Raw genomic sequence first — 16,517 nt, forward strand, 5'->3', positions numbered from 1 at the left:
AGGATTTTTAAAAATTTTAAATAATTAATTAATAGGCGTTGCTATATAGAATTATTATTTATAATAACTAAATGAAGATGCTGCAACTACTTAATAAACCCTCTGAGTAATGATGCTATTTTTATTACAATAATTACTAGATTGTGACCTTTTCTAACTATTCTCTCACAATTTTTATTATTTCTATTGTTTGGAAATTCTACAATAATATTTCATATATTTGAGATTCAGAAAAAAATTGACATTGTAAACGATTAATAGTGCAAATATCGGTACTTTACTTTTAAATTAAAGCGAATTATTAGAAATCCCCATGTTCGTTAATCAGTGCTCGTTTTTATAGCTCTTATCGGCGTGTCATTATTATATATTTGTTATTTAATAGCCCTATCATACACCATTAAAATAGTTTTACAATTTGAGATAATCGATTTTTTTGAGATTTTTTATAAATACACATCGCTTCCCTAGATAATGATAAATTTTCAATTTAAAAAAACTCTATACTATCTAATTTTTCTATTAGCAACTCCGAAACAATCGACACACCTTGCTCATATTTAACACTTTCTAAAATATTTTTTTGGGGCCCTATTTCTAATATTTCTTCAAATTCAAAAGCACTTTGAATTTGTTTTAGTTCTTTTAAAATAAAGTGATATAAAGAAGATTGTTCTAATTTTATTTTAAAGGTTTCTTTAAGTCATTCCATGCAATGGGTGATTGTGACCAATATGCTTTTGATGCAACGAGTTGTAATTGATCTTTATAAATGACTTTCTTCATGAAATTGTGAGCATCGATTTTAATGTAGTTAGAAACAAAAGCAATATCTATTTGGTCTGATGCTAACTTACTCATAATTTCACTTGAACTTCCCATGATCAATTTAATTTTAAAATTATTATTTTTTTGATAAATATCATTAGTCAACTTTGGTAATAACCTTTTTCCGTACAATGGTGTTGCCCCAATAATAACTTTTGTAGTTTATTGTGTTTCATTTTGGTCTAGTACTTCAATTGCTTGATTATACAAAGTAACGATTTCTTTTGCATATTTATAAAACAACTCACCATCATGCGGGCACTGAACCCCTAAAGTGGGAACTTAATAAAAAAACAATATTCTAGGCTGCTAATTCCCTGTATTTTACAGGGGCTAAGTAGCCTAGCTTTTGTTGAATTCGATTATTATTATAGTTTTTAATGTAATTTTCAACAATATCAATTACAATTTGATTCAATGTATCATTTACTAAGCTTTGATCCTGTTTGTTATCTATTTTATATGCAACAATTTCTCCGTTATAAAGATCCATAATTGAAGATAAATACAACATGGGGTTACCGAAAGATAAATAAGTAATATTTGTTGTTAATACTTCCATTGGTTGACTTGCTTTAAATTGTCTTTGTAGTAAATTATCTGTTTTATAACAAGGTTTACCAATGCTTTTAGTCTTTTTAGGTCTAACTCGACAATTTAAATCATTCTTCTGCATGATTCTCTGAATTCTTTTATGATTAACTGCTACTGAAGACAATTGATTAATCAAGGTTGTAATTTTTCGATAACCATAGATGTATTGGTTGTCTTTACACAATTGAATGATTTTTTGCTTCAAGTCATCATTTTTATAGTTCTTGTGTTCCCATCTATAATATGTCAGTTCAGGTATTTCTAAAACATCAAGTATTATTTTTACTGAATACTTATGCTTTAATTGATCAACTAATTTTACGATTACTTTTGGTACCCCTTCCTTTCCAATTCTTTTTACTTTTTTAAAATATCTATTTCAATATCTTTTCTATTATTCTCTAATTTTAATTCTTCAACTTCTGAGAGCTCTTCAGGTTCTTTACCATAAGTATATTGCTTACCGACTTGTTGAGAAAATCTATAAGTTTCCCCATTTCGATACCATCTCCACCATGTTTCCACCTGTGTTCTATTTCTAATATTTAATGTTTCTATAATTTCTTTTATCGAATAACCAGATTTTTTCATCTCAATAGTTTTATACTTGTTTTTAATGAATAAGACACTCTTTTCATAGAAAAAACACCTCCGTATGATTCATTTTAAATGAATTCAACGAAAGTGTTTTTATATTATTCCCATTATTTGGGGGTCAGTGTCATATAATTAAAAATTATTTTTCCTTATTTGTAAGTGCCTAAGTATTCATAATAGGCACTAAACGAACTTCAATGTTTTGTTGTAAATTCTTTTTCATGGCTTGGTGGACAATATAAACGCCATTATCTCTTAACAATAAAAGTAGTAATTCTCCTTCATTAATCCAAGAGTTTAACGCGTGTTCAAAGAATTGACGTCGTTCCTCAAATTGAATTTGTGTCAATTGACGCTTCCCTTTTTTCATCATGACTTTTTGATATTGAAATAAAAAGTCATCTTTATCTCTATAGTGTTGATAAAATGTTCCCCTACTAATGCCACTTTCATCACAAATATCTTTAATACTAATGTCATCATAAGATTTAACATTTAGTAGTGTAATCATACTTTTTTTCAATTTTGGTTAATATTTTATACACACGTTTATCCATGGTTTCTTCGTTCATTTGTGTCGCCCCCATAACATTATTGAACATTTATATCTCATGTGTCTGATTATTTCAATTGATGCATGCAATTGTCGAAAATTGATTTATATTGAATATACAGTAATTAAACAGAGTGTCAAATAAGGAGGTACACAGCATGATGCAGACGATTGCTTCACTTAAAGACGCAGTAAAATCCTATGATAAACATAAAGTTTTAGACCAAATCAGTCTAGACATTAACGAAGGCGAACTTTTGGGACTAATAGGACCTAGTGGTTCAGGTAAGATGTTCTTATTCTTCTTATCTTTATTATTTTATTTATCATTTTAAATATCATCGGACTTAAGCGTTATCGCAAAGTTTAACAATCTATCATATGACTTATAAAAATTGTAGCCTGGGACATAAATTAATATCTCAGGCTACAATAAATTTTAAGGGGCTATTTAATGAACTAGTGTTTATTTACATTTACTCCTTTCTTAATTCTGTCCAACTTTCAAGCTATTATCTATCCTATAAATATATCTAATAGTCTACTTAAAAATTGGTCTTTTGTCAGTTGTTGATCGTGTTTGGCAAAGTAATAGAAATCTGATGAAAATGAGTTTAGCATCAACTTAATCTTAAACTCTAAATCTTGGGTCTGTTGTTGACTAGTGAACTGGTCTTTAATCAAATCTTTCAGTTGTTCATAAAATGGAATATTAATCATTGACTGATGTTGAGAATTTGATTTCTCAATAAAGTTTAGGACATTAAAGTTTGCCTCTTTTAAATCTAAATAAATAGATAAAATACCATATATTTTATCTCTCACAGTCGCATCTTGATGCTGATGTAGGAACGTATCCATTTCATCAAACATATCATGAACCTTTTCATCCATCATCGCTTGGCATAGTAACGATTTACTTTCAAAGTGACGATATAAAGTGCCTACACCCACACCCGCTTTCTTCGCGATTTCCGCCATATTCATCTCACTAATATCTTCACCCTGTGCTAATAGTTGAGTCGTTGTCTGTAAGATGATTGCTTTATTATGCGTTGCATCACTACGTTTTTTCCGTTGATTGATCATCTTATCCCCTTCCAAATGATGTGCTCTCTTTTATGGTTCTAGTCTATTAATTTTAACATCTAAATTGAATTCTTCTTTTAAAAATTGACGATAATTTTCACTTGTCATATCATATTTTTCTTTATCTCGTTGTTTCGTTAACGTTAAATTATTTTGAGACATTGTCGCACGACCATATGATTTAGGCATTGTAACTAGAAGACGTTTAACGAATGTAGAGTTAGGATTAATTTGATTGTATTCAATATTGTAATCAAAATCATGAATGTCTCTAGGTTCTAATTCCGCTTCGTATTCTGTATCCCACTCATTATCTTTCCATTTTTGAATGTAGAATAAGTGATCGTCTACATAAATCGCACGATATTCGCCGTTAATATCTTCAATGATAGCATCACTATCTTGATCAATAATTGGCATAGCACTGATTGGCAAGTCACCATAACCTACATCTGCGACATAATTGACACCATCAATCGGCACGATTAATGACATATGAGATCCTTTAAGACTACGTCCACCACCCGGTGTATGAATAGTTGCAGATACCATATTCGCTGTAAAGCCTTTTGCTTCTAAGTACGCTTTGAAGAAGTGATTCATTTCATAACAGAAACCACCTCGTTGATGATTAACGATTTTTTCATAAATATCGTCTACTTCTACTGATATTCTTACACCATTTTGAACATCGATATTTTCAAAAGGTACTGTTAACATATATCGTTTTAAATAATAATTTAATGCTTCTAAGCTTGGTTCATTATATTTATTTGAATCTATATTTAAATAATTTTCAAGATCTTCAATATTCATTACTAAGTATCTCCTTTTTCCTTTTTTCGTTTTTTAACACTATCTATATTATATTGAATTCATAAATTTGACAAACGGAACACATTCCGAATAAAATAAGTGATAGTTGATTCCATTTGAGAAAAGAAGTGAACTTATGACTCAGACACAACCAACACATTTAAATATAAAACAACGTAATTTAATGATAGCGGGCATGATGATTGGTGCTTTTATCGGCGTCTTAAACCAAACGTTACTTACGACGATATTGCCAGAGATTATGAAGGACTTTGCGATATCTAGTAGTACAGCACAGTGGTTAACGACCATCTTTATGTTAGTGAACGGTATTATGATTCCTGTCACAGCCTACTTAATAGAGAAGTTTTCATTACGTACATTATTCTTTACGGCTGCGACCTGTTTAATACTTGGTTCTTTAATCTGTATGTTAGGGGTTACATTCCCATTATTATTAGTTGGGCGTAGTATTCAAGCGTTAGGTGCAGGTATTTTAATGCCACTGTCTCAAACACTATTATTCATTATTTTTCCTGTTGAAAAGCGTGGTATGGCAATGGGAATCTTTGGACTTGTCATCGGCTTTGCACCTGCGATTGGTCCTACAGCAGCAGGTTGGTTCATCCATCTATTCGATTGGCGCTATCTATTTTTAGTCGTGCTCTTAATTAGTGTGGTTGACGCTATTTTCGGTTTCTTATATTTGAAAAATATTACCGAGACACAACAACCTTCGTTAGATATCTTGTCAGTCATCATGTCTACGTTAGGATTTGGTGGTTTACTTTATGGCTTTAGTTCAGCCGGTAATCTTGGTTGGTCGCATCCATCCGTTTACATGACGATTATCATTTCCATCATTATACTTGCGTTATTTATATGTCGTCAGTTGAAACTATCTTCACCGTTACTCGAATTTAGAGTATTTAAATACCGTAGTTTCACCATTTCGATGACTTTAATTGTATTAATGTTTGTACTCTTTATCGGTAATTTGACTATTTTACCTATTTACATGCAAACCATGATGCATTGGTCATCTTTAGAATCTGGTCTCATCTTATTACCCGGTGGACTCGTCATGGGCTTGTTGTCGCCTGTTACTGGTAGATTATATGACCGTGTTGGCGGCCGAAGTTTAAGTATCACTGGCATGTTATTAATTATGATAGGTGCCTTATTCATGGCACAGTTCAATCCACAGACATCCGCATGGTATGTCATTGTGACATTCTCCATCTTGATGTTAGGTAATTCCATGATTATGACACCAATGACTACACAAGCATTAAACGCTTTACCTGTATCATTGATTGCACATGGAACGGCAATGAATAATACAATTCGCCAAATTTCAGCAGCTATTGGTACGGGTATACTTGTAACACTGATGACTGGTTTCGGTCACCTTTCACCATTACACGGTGCAGCCGGCCTTATCCATGGTCTAGATATGACATTTTATATCGTTGCCTTTGTAGCACTGATAGGTGCATTCATTGCACTCTTCTCAGAAAAAAGACAATCAAATACAACTCACTAATCTTTAATATTATTTAATAGGAGGTGTTAAGCATGTTACTAAGACATGTTATTAACGCATATGTAGGAAAAGAAATTTTTAAAAGTAGTTTACCAAAAGTAAAAAATGACGATGCTATGGCACAACAATTTAAAGAAGGATTCGGATTATCACGTCGTTCAATGCGATTAGCAGGATTATTCGAATTTGTAGGTTCTATCTTTTTATTTAGTTCAATTTTAGGCAAACTTGGCCAAAAATTAGTCGTTGTGGGCACTCTAATGATTAACATAGTGATGGGTACAGCAATCTACAATCACTATAAAGCAGGACATGGTCACCAAGGTGCCAAAGCCGCTTCTAAATTCTTTATGTTAAATGTTCTTAGCTTAATCGAAGTTTTAAGTTTAAATCGTCGTCAATAAAAGATTATATTTTTTAAAACTGGATAAATATTTAATATAGTCATTTAATGAAAGGAGGACAATCATATGTCAAATGCAAAAGCGATTGATACACATGCACATTTATGGAGCGAAGACTATTTAGAGAAATTAGGCAAATTAGGTAGTCAAGGTACAGAGGTTGCTAAAGGAATTAATCAATCTGCCTCTAAAGAAGATCTAGACAAGCGCTTTAAAATGATGGACGATGCTGGCGTTGATATGCAAATCATCTCTGCCACACCACAATCACCACAATGGGGTACAAAAGAAGAAGCACATCAAAGTGCACAAGAGATTAACGATTTATATGAATCATTGATTCAACAATATCCAGACCGTTTCTTAGCATATGGTGCAGTATCTCTTCCATATGTCGATCAAGCTATTAAAGAAGCGCAAGAACTACTTAAAAAAGATGCCTTTGTAGGTATTGCGATTCCAACTATTGTGAAAGATAAAGTGTCAGTTGCCGACAAACAATTCGAACCTTTCTTCGAAGCTATGAACGAATTAAATGCAACACTTTATATTCATCCAACTGGTTGTGGTGCCCAAAGTCCACTCGTGAACGACTATCAATTAGAATGGGTGATTGGCGCACCATTAGAATCTACATTCATTACGTTACAATTAATTAAAAACGAGATTCCACAAAAATATCCAAATATCAAATTCCATATTTCACATTTAGGTGGTGCTTTACCATTCTTCATGACTCGTATTAAAGACAATTACGAAGACTGGAACGCCTTTAACATTGATCCATATGAAGTATTAAATCGTCAATTTTGGTATGATACTGCTAATTTCCATGAACCTTCTTTAATCAATACCATTGATACATTCGGTAAGGATAAGCTCATGATGGGGTCAGACTTCCCTTACTTCCAAGATGAGAAATATACACGTGGTGTAGACTATATTAAAAACAGTGATATTGATCCAGACACAATTGACGGTATTTTAAGAGGTAATGCAATTCAGCTCTTTAATATTTAATTTTATATTTCTACTACTACTTATTCATGTTAGCAATTTATAAGAAATGAAATTATTATTTGAGCTGTGTTAATTGTAGTTATGAGATTAAAAATGCTTGTTTTAATCTTATATACTTGATTAACAATAAAGGCTGTTGAAAAGACATATAGAACATAAACAATCTTTAAATTCCATGTAAATTAACTACGAAAATATACGAAAGTAAGTTCATAGAAAGTTGGGCTCATAAGAGGTAAAGATATATATAAGAGCAGAACGGATAACTAGTAATTAGCTATCTGTTCTGCTCTTTTTTGTAATCTTTAAATGCTTTTTATTTAGAAATCACATATAAAATTGAGAATCTAAGTATTGAATTTAAAAAGTTGGAATTACTTTGGATATAGATATTAATAATACCGGTTTAATAACTTTTCCAGAATTTGAATCTAAAATTGCTTGGTTAATATATTCGAAGTCATAAAATTTAACTAATTTATTAAAATCAAATTGTCCTTGCTTATATAATTCAATTAATTGAGATATTTCAAATTGAGCAATCGCATCACTCATCAATACACCTTAATGGACTTATTTTGGAGTACTAAATCTGTAAAGCTATTCATTTCTAATTTATTTTATGTTACAGCTATAGAGGCCATTACTCCTTGCGTACCAAGAACATCTATAGCAGACTACATAACAGTTGAAACTCCTATTTTGTCAACAGAAAAACTCACCCCTTTGCCATTAGTTATTTTATTTACTTCTTCAATTAAATCTTCATTAGAAATATTAATCACATGCGTGGCACCTAATTCCTTTGCAGTACTTAATCTGCGACCATGAATCTCTACAGCAATAACTTTTGTACAGCCTTGTGCTTTTGCTAACATTAATGCTGCTGAACTTACCGCACCAGTACCAAATACAACTATACTATCTCCAACTTTAGGTTTTAAGCCATTTACAATTGTTCAAGCTCCAGTTAAGAATCCACATCCTAAAGGGGCAACTAATCTTAAATCAATATCATTATCTATTTTAACTAAGTTTCTATAATTTGTAATTGTATGTGTAGAAAAAGAGCTTTACGTAAAGAAATTAGATACTGCTGTTCCATCTTGCTTTTTGAATGTGTATGATCCGTCTATTCTAGCCCCACTCATATTTAATGTAGTCCAATTTATACAAGAAGAAGGATTCTCTGAATTGCAGTTTTCACATTCTCCCCAAGTATTGTAAGCCATTAAAACTTGATCTCCAACTTTAAAATTTGTAGCTTGCTCACCTACCTTTTCGATAATTCCTGCTCCTTCATGTCCTAATAGTGCTGGAAAAGAAAATTCTGCATCACCAATTCTCATTGCTTCGTCAGAGTGACAAATATATGAAACTACCACTTTAACAATAACTTACTCACTTTGTATATCTTGAAGTTCTAAATCTCCGAATTCATAATCCCCTTTAACTTTGTTAATAACTGCTGATTGTATTAACATAATATCATCGCTTTATCAATTAATATACATATTTTTAGGTTCTATACTTAATTGGACTGATGAAAATCAGTTCAATTTTTTTATGTCTTTAAGAATATAAAAATGGCGCAAATATCTCTATAATTGTAAGTGCCTTAAACCAACAATGAGGAGAGATATTGCGCCTATGACTGATTGTATATCAAAAATACTTGGAATTAAAGATAAAAATATTAAATTTGAAGACACATTAGATGAAAAAGTCTATAAAGGAATGACCTGTTTATTCTTTTACGGTGAACTATCCTATACAGCTCCAAGGTGGGCATTATGTGGGTATAAAAATAAGGATTATTCAATCGTTAAAAATGGCAAGAAACAATCATGCATTACGCTTAATAAAATGAATGAAAGACCAGCTTATTTAGTATTAGCGAAGCAACGCTTTTATTGTAAATGTTGTGAGTCTCACTTTACTGCTAAAACAAATGTTTTTGATATGTACTGCTATATTGCTAACTCGACCAAGCTAGCGATTGTCGATAAAGCCACAGAAGTCCGTTCAGAGAAAGCCATCGCCCGTGATACATCTGTATCACCTACCACGGTCTCTAGATACATTGATATGATTGCGAATCAAATACATCAAACGCCTTAATCAATCCTCGCCCGAACACCTTATGATGGATGAATTTAAAAGAGTTAAAAATGTATCAGGGAGTATGAATTTTATTTACGCCGATGCGTTGACGCATCCTATTGTAGATATCGTAGAAGATCACCGTTTATTTTCGTTAAAACGATATTTTAATCGGTTTCCTTTAAAAGAACGTCAAAAAGTAAAAACCATTACGATTGATATATATCCACCTTATATAAATTTGATTCGTAATATGTTTCCTAATGCACATATTATTATTGATCGCTTCCATATTGTACAATCTATTCATCGTGCGCTTAATATGGCACGTGTCAGTGCCATGAATGACCTAAAAAACGCACATCGCCCAGATTACAATAAGTGTAAACGTTATTGGAAACTGGTCTTAAAACCTACGGAAAACTTAGAATCCTTTGAATATAAAAAAATGAGATTGTTTAAAGAATGGAAGACCGAAAAAGGTGTCGTCAAGCATATTTTAGCTTTAAACTCAACATTAGAACGTACTTACCACTATGTAAATCAACTACGCACCTGTATTAAAACGAATGACTTCTCGGCATTAGTGACAACTTTATCTATGATTGACTTATCACTGACTCATAAAAAATTTAAGCCAGTTGTAGGGACTTTACTCAAGTACACTGATTTCATCAAAAACACCCTCACTTATACTAATCTGACCAACGGTCCAATTGAAGGCATTAACAATAAAATTAAATTAATTAAACGGGTATCTTATGGTTATAGAAATTACAATCACCTGCGCAATCGCATAATTTTGTGTTCTAAACTTTACGCATATAGACCAAAAAAAGAGATTAAGCAATGTTTCGTTGCTTAATCTCTATAATTGAGGCCATCAGTCCAATTTGACAGAGAGCCATATTTTATCGCTTTTGTAATCGTTTTCGTAATTTTACTTCTTACTAAAAGTATTGTATTAGAAGAAATGAATAAAGCTAGTAATTATAACTTAGCAAAAATTGTTTTGTTTTAATAGATGATACTAATATCAAAGTAAATTAAAGAATAGTAATTGATTCACCCACTATCTTTAAAACCCACTTTTTTAAAAGTATATTAGAATAAATATTTTTTAGATTAAACGCTTGAAACGGGGACTCGTCTCACTTATAATGATTTTATTAAATATGTATGAAACAAATAATTTGAAGGTAAGGTTTATATGTCAAAGCGAAGTGATGCTATTAAAAATGAAAAGCTTATTATAAAAACAGCTAATGAACTTTTCAATATGTATGGTGTAGATTCGATAAGTATGAAAAAAATAGCGGAAGCCGCTCAAATTGGTAAAGGAACATTATATCGTCACTTTTCCAATAAGTCCGATATTTGTTCTGCACTGTTGAGTCAAGAAATTGAACACATGTTTAATCAGATTGATTATAAAAAGAAAATTCAAACTGATCAGCAAGAATTACTTCGTTTTATATTTTTATCTCTTATTGAAATTATGGAGAAAAATGTAAGTTTAATTAAAGAAATTGAACGTTCAGACAAAAAAAATCGTGTACTTATGCAGACACCCTTCTATGTAAAACTTAAATCAGAAGTTATGTCATGTATAACAAAAATGGATATTGTCAATGATCCTGATTTTCATGCTGATATTTTACTGAATTCTTTTTCAGCAGATGTATTTGAGTATCAACATTATGTTAAAAAGATTCCCTCCAAACAATTTGTAGATCGTATTTTGAAAATTTTTGTTCGAGGTATTCAGTCCTCAAAACTTTGATAACGAAAGGAAGATAAAAATGGATTTCAAGAATACAGCTTTAGTTTTAGTTGACTTACAAAAAGGTATTGCGAATACTGTTGAAACAGCTCCACATAGTGTCTCAACAATATTAAATAATGCTGCAAAAATGGTGGAATTATTTAGAAAGAATGAAGGTTTTATAGCATTTATTAGGGTTGATTTTATTGACGGTAAAGATGCTCTAAAGCCTAATGCGATGAAATCCTTGCCAGGAGGTAGTCCGAATCCTGATTTTGCTGAAATAGTTGATGAACTTGGGGTAAAATCAACGGATTATGTTGTAAGTAAACGAGGATTTAGTGGCTTTTTTGGCACAGACTTAGATTTACAACTACGACGTCGAGGTATTCAAAATATCGTCATTGGTGGCATTTCTACACATATGGGTGTTGACACTACTGCGCGTGATGCTTATCAAAATGCATATAATCAATATTTTGTTTCTGACATGATGTCTGCACCTGAAGCATCATTACATCAATTTTCAATTGAACAAACATTTCCATTTATGGGACAAGTTGTTACAACAGAAGATATGATTAAAATTTTAGACTCTAAAAAGTAGTAATCTTTAAAAGAACACGAAAGTCTTTATTTTGACTTTCGTGTTCTTTTATTGACAAATTCTTAAAATAGAACCAGAAAGGAAATTTATAATGAAGAAAAAAAATATATCCCCTTTATTTATTCTAATTATGGCTGGTCTGGCTGCGTTTGGTCCACTATCAATTGATATGTATCTACCAGCATTGCCTGAAGTTAAATCTATGCTAAATACAAGTACTGCTCAAGTTCAAATGACACTTACATTTTTTATGATTGGCCTGGCTTTTGGTAATATTACTATTGGAACACTATCTGATACGTTTGGTCGAAAAAATCCTTTAATATTTAGTTTAATTGTTTATATTTTATCTTCAATCGTTATTGCAATTGCACCGAATATTACAATCGTTCTTATATTTCGTTTCATACAAGGATTTGCTGGTGGAGCTGGTATCGTCTTATCAAGAGCTATTGCCACAGATTTATATAAAGGGAAAGAGCTCACGCAGTTTTTAGCAATGTTAATGCTTGTCAATGGAGCAGCACCAGTGTTAGCACCAATGTTTGGTGGTATAATTTTAAATTTTTTAAATTTCCGTATACTTTTCTGGATTTTAGCATTACTTAGTAGTTTAATGCTTATAGGTACACATTTAAAAATCAATGAAACTTTACCTCCTCAAAATCGTAGACAGGCTCATTTTAAAATTATAGCTGAAGATTTTAAATTATTATTAACACGTCAATCATTTGTCATTCCAATGATTATTCAAGGTTTTACATTTGCTATGTTCTTTGGATATATGGCAGCTTCTCCGTTTATTATGCAAAATATATACGGTCTCAGTGCCCAACAATATAGCTACATTTTTGCTTTGACGGGTCTAGGATTAATTTTCACTGCCCAAATAACAGGGCGTCTCGTTGAACACATGAATCAACATACACTCTTTCGTATATATTCAGCTATCCAATTAGTAGGGACAGTTATTACGATAATTGCGTTAACCAATCACCTTACTTTATGGATTTTATTACCATCATTTATTCTTATAGTTGCACCAGTCGCCGGTATAGGTACTTTAGGCTACGCAATAGCAATAGAAGGTCAAACGAGAGGTATCGGAAGTGCTTCTAGCTTAGTAGGTTTAATGCAATATTTAATTGGTGCTATTACAACACCACTTGTAGGATTACAAGGAGAAAATAGTTATACACCGTATATCATTGTCATTTCAATTACAATGATAATTATTGTAATTTTTCAAATTTATCATAAAGTATTTATTGAAATACATTAGTATAATATATGATAATTTAGCACTAAGGTAATCAAGTATCTATAATTGTCTATTAGTTTTACTAAATTAATTTTTGTTTTTTCTCATTGTATACATTTTAATTCATTTGTATCGCTATTGTCTTTTCTAATTGGAGGAATTTCATTAATCGTCATTTTTTATATACTCTAAACGAAACATTGAAGTTTCTATTATATTATATATATATTAATTTAGGATCTCAGATTCAGAGCTTATTGAAAATTTTTTAAAATTATGATTATAATAAAAATTTAGAGGATGTTAGATAATAATCATTTGATTTTTCTAAAGGAGATATTTATTATTTTAAAATTAAAGTAAATAAACATTAATCCTGAACACCGTGAGACGTGTTCAAGATATTATTATGGCAAAGCAATAAAGCGCAGTCCGCCGCACCAGAGATCATCATATCACCTAACGTCAAAAAAAGAATACTGGGGCTATGATGATCCATCAAGAAAAGAATGGTCAGAATTCTAACGTGTTAGAGATGAAATTGGAAAAAGAATACAAGAATTCAAAGAAACGCTCGTTTAATGTGAGCGTTTCTTTATATTTAAGTCATACTTTTTATTAATAATGATTTCATTTCTATATCTTTGATATAATAGTATACCATTTTCCCATCCTTGTAAAAATTCAGCACGTCTCTTTTATAAAGGGCTCTCAAATGATACGATGTTGAAGCTATACTTAAACCTAATGTTATAGATAAGTCACAAACACATAATTCTTTCTCTTTAATTAGAGCTAATATAATTTTCAGCTTATTTTCATCACTTATCTTTAATAATGTATTGATAAGTCGTTGAGTTTTTTCTTCATTTAAAAATCTTAAAGCATAATTCACTTTTTCCTCATGAACACAAATAACGTCACAAATTTTATTGTTACTCATATTAAGTCACACCTTAATTTATAATATAAATCCTAATATTGTTTGTATGGTTTCATTTTCAATAATAATAAATAAGCCCAATGCTATGTATATAACAGCCATAATCCAACGACTGAATCTCTCAACAACCTCACCCACACTAGGAATTCTAGCTAGTTTTTGTGCTGTGAATACTAAAATGAAAAGTAAATGTCTGATATGAGCTTATTTAAACAAAGCGCACATAAGCGTTATCAAGAGAATCATTTGATATACGTCAATTTTAAGTGTAAATATTAAAAAATCGCCTGGAACAAAAGTAATGTTCCAGGCGTGGCTATGATAAGTCTTATAATAGTTTCGCAAGTGCGACCATGACAAATTGTAATGGTAAACGAATGACATGCTGCTTAACACTATCTGTTCCATCTCTTTCATCTTTATAAGAGATGTTCTTGCGTGCAGCGTAAATATTTGCAGGAAATACGAGCCAAAGGAATCCTCGTACTACTTTTCTTACGCGTGATCTATTTTTAGCACCGAGTACATAAAAAACAATTATAAATTCTAATATGCCCGAATACTTAACTATTGCGTGTTTGAAAGGTAAATAGGACGGCACGATTTTTAAAAACATATCTTTATTTTTAAAGTGTGCAACACCACTTTTATAAAACAGTAAACTAAATATGAATCTTACGATGATATTTTTCATAGTCTTCTCTATTCTTCAGCGACTTTGACAACTTGTTTACCAAAATTCTCTCCTGTGAATAACTTTCTAAATGCAGAAGGTAAATTGTCAAAACCTTCATCTATCGTCACTTCAAATTTAATTTTACCTTCAGACACCCATTGTGCGAGTTGTTCGCTTGCTTCTTTAAAATGATCAGCGAATTGTGCTACTACAAAACCTTGCATCAATGCTTGATTTTTAATCAACGTTCCTTGGATACGTGGTCCAATATCGTCTTTTTCATTATTATATGCTGAAATTGCACCACATACCGGAACGCGTGCAAATCGATTTAAGTATTTAAACACTTCATCAGAAATTGCGCCGCCAACATTTTCAAAATACACATCAATACCATCTGGTACAGCCGCTTCGAGTTGCTGTGCGAAATCATCTTGTTTATAGTCAATGGCCGCACCAAATCCTAATTCATCTGTTAAATATGTTGTTTTCTGCTTACCACCAGCAATACCGACAACTTTTGCGCCTTTAATCTTAGCAATTTGTCCTACGACAGAGCCTACTGCACCTGATGCAGCTGACACGACAACCGTCTCGCCAGATTGTGGCTGACCAATTTGAAGCAATCCTGTATAGGCTGTCATTCCCGGCATGCCTAAAACACCCAAATATAAATGTAATGGTACATCTTTTGATGGCACAGGGGTCACATCGTCTCCATTCACTGTATTTATCTTTTTCCATGGTAATATGCCTGTGACATAATCGCCGACAGATAGACGTTCATCGTTCGATTGTGTGACTTTTCCAACAATATGACCTTGTAATGGCTCATTCACTTGGAAAGGTTGAACATAACTTTTTGTATCATTCATTCTGCCTCTCATGTAAGGATCTACAGATACATAAATGGATTCTATTTGAACCTCACCTGCATGTGGTTCTCGAGTTTCTATTGTTTCAAATCTAAATACATCGTCTTGAGGGATACTTTGTGGTCGTTTTGCAAGTACAACTTGTTGATTATTCATTTATTATTCCTCCAGATATTTAGTCGTTGCGTCTAATAATGACAAATCACCATTGATGATTTGGAATTCGTGACCTTGTAATACTTCATCAGTTAATACAGAAACAAGCACTTCTGCTACATCTTCTCTTGTAATAGACGGATTTTGTACATTTTCAAATTGCGCACTCATATTGAATTGTTGCGTTTCATGTTCGTTTGTTAAAGCGCCTGGATGCACGATGGTATATTTTAAATTTGCATGTCTTAAGTAGTCATCCGCATAATGTTTAGCAATGGTGTATGGTTTCAAGTCGCCTGACGCATCAAACGCTTCTCGGCGTGAGTCGTACGTTGATACCATAATAAAGTGTTGATGATCGATCTGTTCACTTGCTTTAATTGCTTTCACTGCACCGTCTAAATCTACAATGATTGTTTGATCGTCACCTGTGCTCCCACCAGAACCGACGGAAAAAAGGATTTGATCATACGATTTAAATAATTCTATTAATTCATCAATAGATTGTTTTGCGACATCAATGTAAGTTGCATCGATACCATCTGCTTTTAAAGCTTCAACTTGTTCTTCTTTCCTAACACCGGCAGTAAAATCAACATCTCTTGCTTTCAGTTTACGTACGAGATGTTGACCGACGCCACCATTAGCACCGATAATTAATGATTTCATGTGTATCGCTCCTTT

At 31.9% G+C, this 16,517-nt stretch carries 17 protein-coding genes and 4 pseudogenes; 8 read left to right on the forward strand and 13 right to left on the reverse strand.

Annotation, left to right across the window (positions count from 1 at the left end; all coding sequences use genetic code 11):
- Window positions 1–681: 681 nt before the first annotated feature.
- The 3 genes and pseudogenes from SBL15_RS07535 to SBL15_RS07545 all read right to left on the reverse strand — a co-directional run bounded on the left by SBL15_RS07535 (window position 682) and on the right by SBL15_RS07545 (window position 2,530).
- Window positions 682–978, reverse strand: coding sequence for a LysR family transcriptional regulator substrate-binding protein (locus tag SBL15_RS07535; protein WP_107613553.1), 297 nt, complete (start codon window positions 976–978; stop codon window positions 682–684).
- 151 nt (window positions 979–1,129) lie between these two features.
- A pseudogene (locus tag SBL15_RS07540) lies at window positions 1,130–2,060 on the reverse strand (IS3 family transposase).
- Window positions 2,061–2,182: 122 nt separating this feature from the next.
- Complete coding sequence (locus SBL15_RS07545) at window positions 2,183–2,530, reverse strand: TetR/AcrR family transcriptional regulator (protein WP_226861110.1); 348 nt, start codon at window positions 2,528–2,530, stop codon at window positions 2,183–2,185.
- 200 nt (window positions 2,531–2,730) lie between these two features.
- On the opposite strand from SBL15_RS07545, the pseudogene SBL15_RS07550 reads away from it, so the two are divergent.
- Window positions 2,731–2,862: pseudogene (locus tag SBL15_RS07550) on the forward strand (ATP-binding cassette domain-containing protein); the annotation flags it as partial.
- Between the two features lie 226 nt (window positions 2,863–3,088).
- Here SBL15_RS07550 and SBL15_RS07555 read toward each other — a convergent pair.
- Both SBL15_RS07555 and SBL15_RS07560 read right to left on the reverse strand, forming a co-directional pair.
- Complete coding sequence (locus SBL15_RS07555; RefSeq protein ID WP_182476494.1) at window positions 3,089–3,661, reverse strand: TetR/AcrR family transcriptional regulator; 573 nt, start codon at window positions 3,659–3,661, stop codon at window positions 3,089–3,091.
- A gap of 30 nt (window positions 3,662–3,691) precedes the next feature.
- Window positions 3,692–4,477 carry an arylamine N-acetyltransferase gene (locus tag SBL15_RS07560; protein WP_053016936.1) on the reverse strand — a complete coding sequence of 262 codons (786 nt, stop codon included), beginning with the start codon at window positions 4,475–4,477 and terminating at the stop codon, window positions 3,692–3,694.
- 136 nt (window positions 4,478–4,613) lie between these two features.
- Between SBL15_RS07560 and SBL15_RS07565 the strand changes: the two genes are divergently transcribed.
- The 3 genes from SBL15_RS07565 to SBL15_RS07575 all read left to right on the forward strand — a co-directional run bounded on the left by SBL15_RS07565 (window position 4,614) and on the right by SBL15_RS07575 (window position 7,447).
- Entirely contained in the window at window positions 4,614–6,023 is a 1,410-nt protein-coding gene (locus SBL15_RS07565) for a DHA2 family efflux MFS transporter permease subunit (protein WP_317955644.1), read from the forward strand.
- 32 nt (window positions 6,024–6,055) lie between these two features.
- A complete protein-coding gene (locus SBL15_RS07570; RefSeq protein ID WP_023374382.1) occupies window positions 6,056–6,427 on the forward strand; it encodes a DoxX family protein in 372 nt (123 codons plus the stop codon).
- Window positions 6,428–6,493: 66 nt separating this feature from the next.
- On the forward strand, window positions 6,494–7,447 hold the full coding sequence (locus SBL15_RS07575) for an amidohydrolase family protein (RefSeq protein ID WP_053016934.1): 954 nt from the start codon (window positions 6,494–6,496) through the stop codon (window positions 7,445–7,447).
- Between the two features lie 360 nt (window positions 7,448–7,807).
- Here SBL15_RS07575 and SBL15_RS07580 read toward each other — a convergent pair whose 3' ends face one another.
- From SBL15_RS07580 to SBL15_RS07590, 3 genes are all read right to left on the reverse strand, one after another.
- A complete protein-coding gene (locus tag SBL15_RS07580; RefSeq protein ID WP_223197198.1) occupies window positions 7,808–8,002 on the reverse strand; it encodes a hypothetical protein in 195 nt (64 codons plus the stop codon).
- A 122-nt stretch (window positions 8,003–8,124) separates the two neighbouring features.
- Window positions 8,125–8,325 carry a zinc-binding dehydrogenase gene (locus SBL15_RS07585; protein ID WP_107366725.1) on the reverse strand — a complete coding sequence of 67 codons (201 nt, stop codon included), beginning with the start codon at window positions 8,323–8,325 and terminating at the stop codon, window positions 8,125–8,127.
- A gap of 195 nt (window positions 8,326–8,520) precedes the next feature.
- A complete protein-coding gene (locus SBL15_RS07590; protein ID WP_133171193.1) occupies window positions 8,521–8,832 on the reverse strand; it encodes an alcohol dehydrogenase catalytic domain-containing protein in 312 nt (103 codons plus the stop codon).
- 265 nt (window positions 8,833–9,097) lie between these two features.
- Here SBL15_RS07590 and SBL15_RS07595 point away from each other — a divergent pair.
- The 4 genes and pseudogenes from SBL15_RS07595 (at window position 9,098) to SBL15_RS07610 (ending at window position 13,204) form a co-directional block, all read left to right on the forward strand.
- Window positions 9,098–10,415: pseudogene (locus SBL15_RS07595) on the forward strand (ISL3 family transposase).
- Window positions 10,416–10,760: 345 nt separating this feature from the next.
- The gene (locus SBL15_RS07600) at window positions 10,761–11,333 is read left to right on the forward strand and encodes a TetR/AcrR family transcriptional regulator (RefSeq protein WP_076690068.1); all 573 of its coding nucleotides are present in this window, start codon (window positions 10,761–10,763) and stop codon (window positions 11,331–11,333) included.
- 19 nt (window positions 11,334–11,352) lie between these two features.
- Window positions 11,353–11,922, forward strand: a complete 570-nt coding sequence (locus SBL15_RS07605) for an isochorismatase family protein (RefSeq protein ID WP_107612334.1) — start codon at window positions 11,353–11,355, stop codon at window positions 11,920–11,922.
- 91 nt (window positions 11,923–12,013) lie between these two features.
- Window positions 12,014–13,204, forward strand: a complete 1,191-nt coding sequence (locus SBL15_RS07610) for a multidrug effflux MFS transporter (RefSeq protein WP_107612333.1) — start codon at window positions 12,014–12,016, stop codon at window positions 13,202–13,204.
- A gap of 580 nt (window positions 13,205–13,784) precedes the next feature.
- On the opposite strand, the gene SBL15_RS07620 is transcribed toward SBL15_RS07610, so the two are convergent.
- The 5 genes and pseudogenes from SBL15_RS07620 to SBL15_RS07640 all read right to left on the reverse strand — a co-directional run bounded on the left by SBL15_RS07620 (window position 13,785) and on the right by SBL15_RS07640 (window position 16,502).
- The gene (locus SBL15_RS07620; protein ID WP_031919605.1) at window positions 13,785–14,126 is read right to left on the reverse strand and encodes an ArsR/SmtB family transcription factor; all 342 of its coding nucleotides are present in this window, start codon (window positions 14,124–14,126) and stop codon (window positions 13,785–13,787) included.
- Between the two features lie 18 nt (window positions 14,127–14,144).
- A pseudogene (locus SBL15_RS07625) lies at window positions 14,145–14,315 on the reverse strand (cadmium resistance transporter); the annotation flags it as partial.
- A gap of 139 nt (window positions 14,316–14,454) precedes the next feature.
- Entirely contained in the window at window positions 14,455–14,820 is a 366-nt protein-coding gene (locus SBL15_RS07630; protein WP_317955646.1) for a hypothetical protein, read from the reverse strand.
- A gap of 8 nt (window positions 14,821–14,828) precedes the next feature.
- The gene (locus SBL15_RS07635; RefSeq protein WP_317955648.1) at window positions 14,829–15,833 is read right to left on the reverse strand and encodes an NADP-dependent oxidoreductase; all 1,005 of its coding nucleotides are present in this window, start codon (window positions 15,831–15,833) and stop codon (window positions 14,829–14,831) included.
- Between the two features lie 3 nt (window positions 15,834–15,836).
- On the reverse strand, window positions 15,837–16,502 hold the full coding sequence (locus SBL15_RS07640) for an NAD(P)-binding oxidoreductase (RefSeq protein ID WP_002434095.1): 666 nt from the start codon (window positions 16,500–16,502) through the stop codon (window positions 15,837–15,839).
- Between the last annotated feature and the right edge of the window lie 15 nt (window positions 16,503–16,517).

Source organism: Staphylococcus sp. NWU MKU2 (assembly GCF_033283605.1).
Lineage (GTDB): Bacteria > Bacillota > Bacilli > Staphylococcales > Staphylococcaceae > Staphylococcus > Staphylococcus haemolyticus.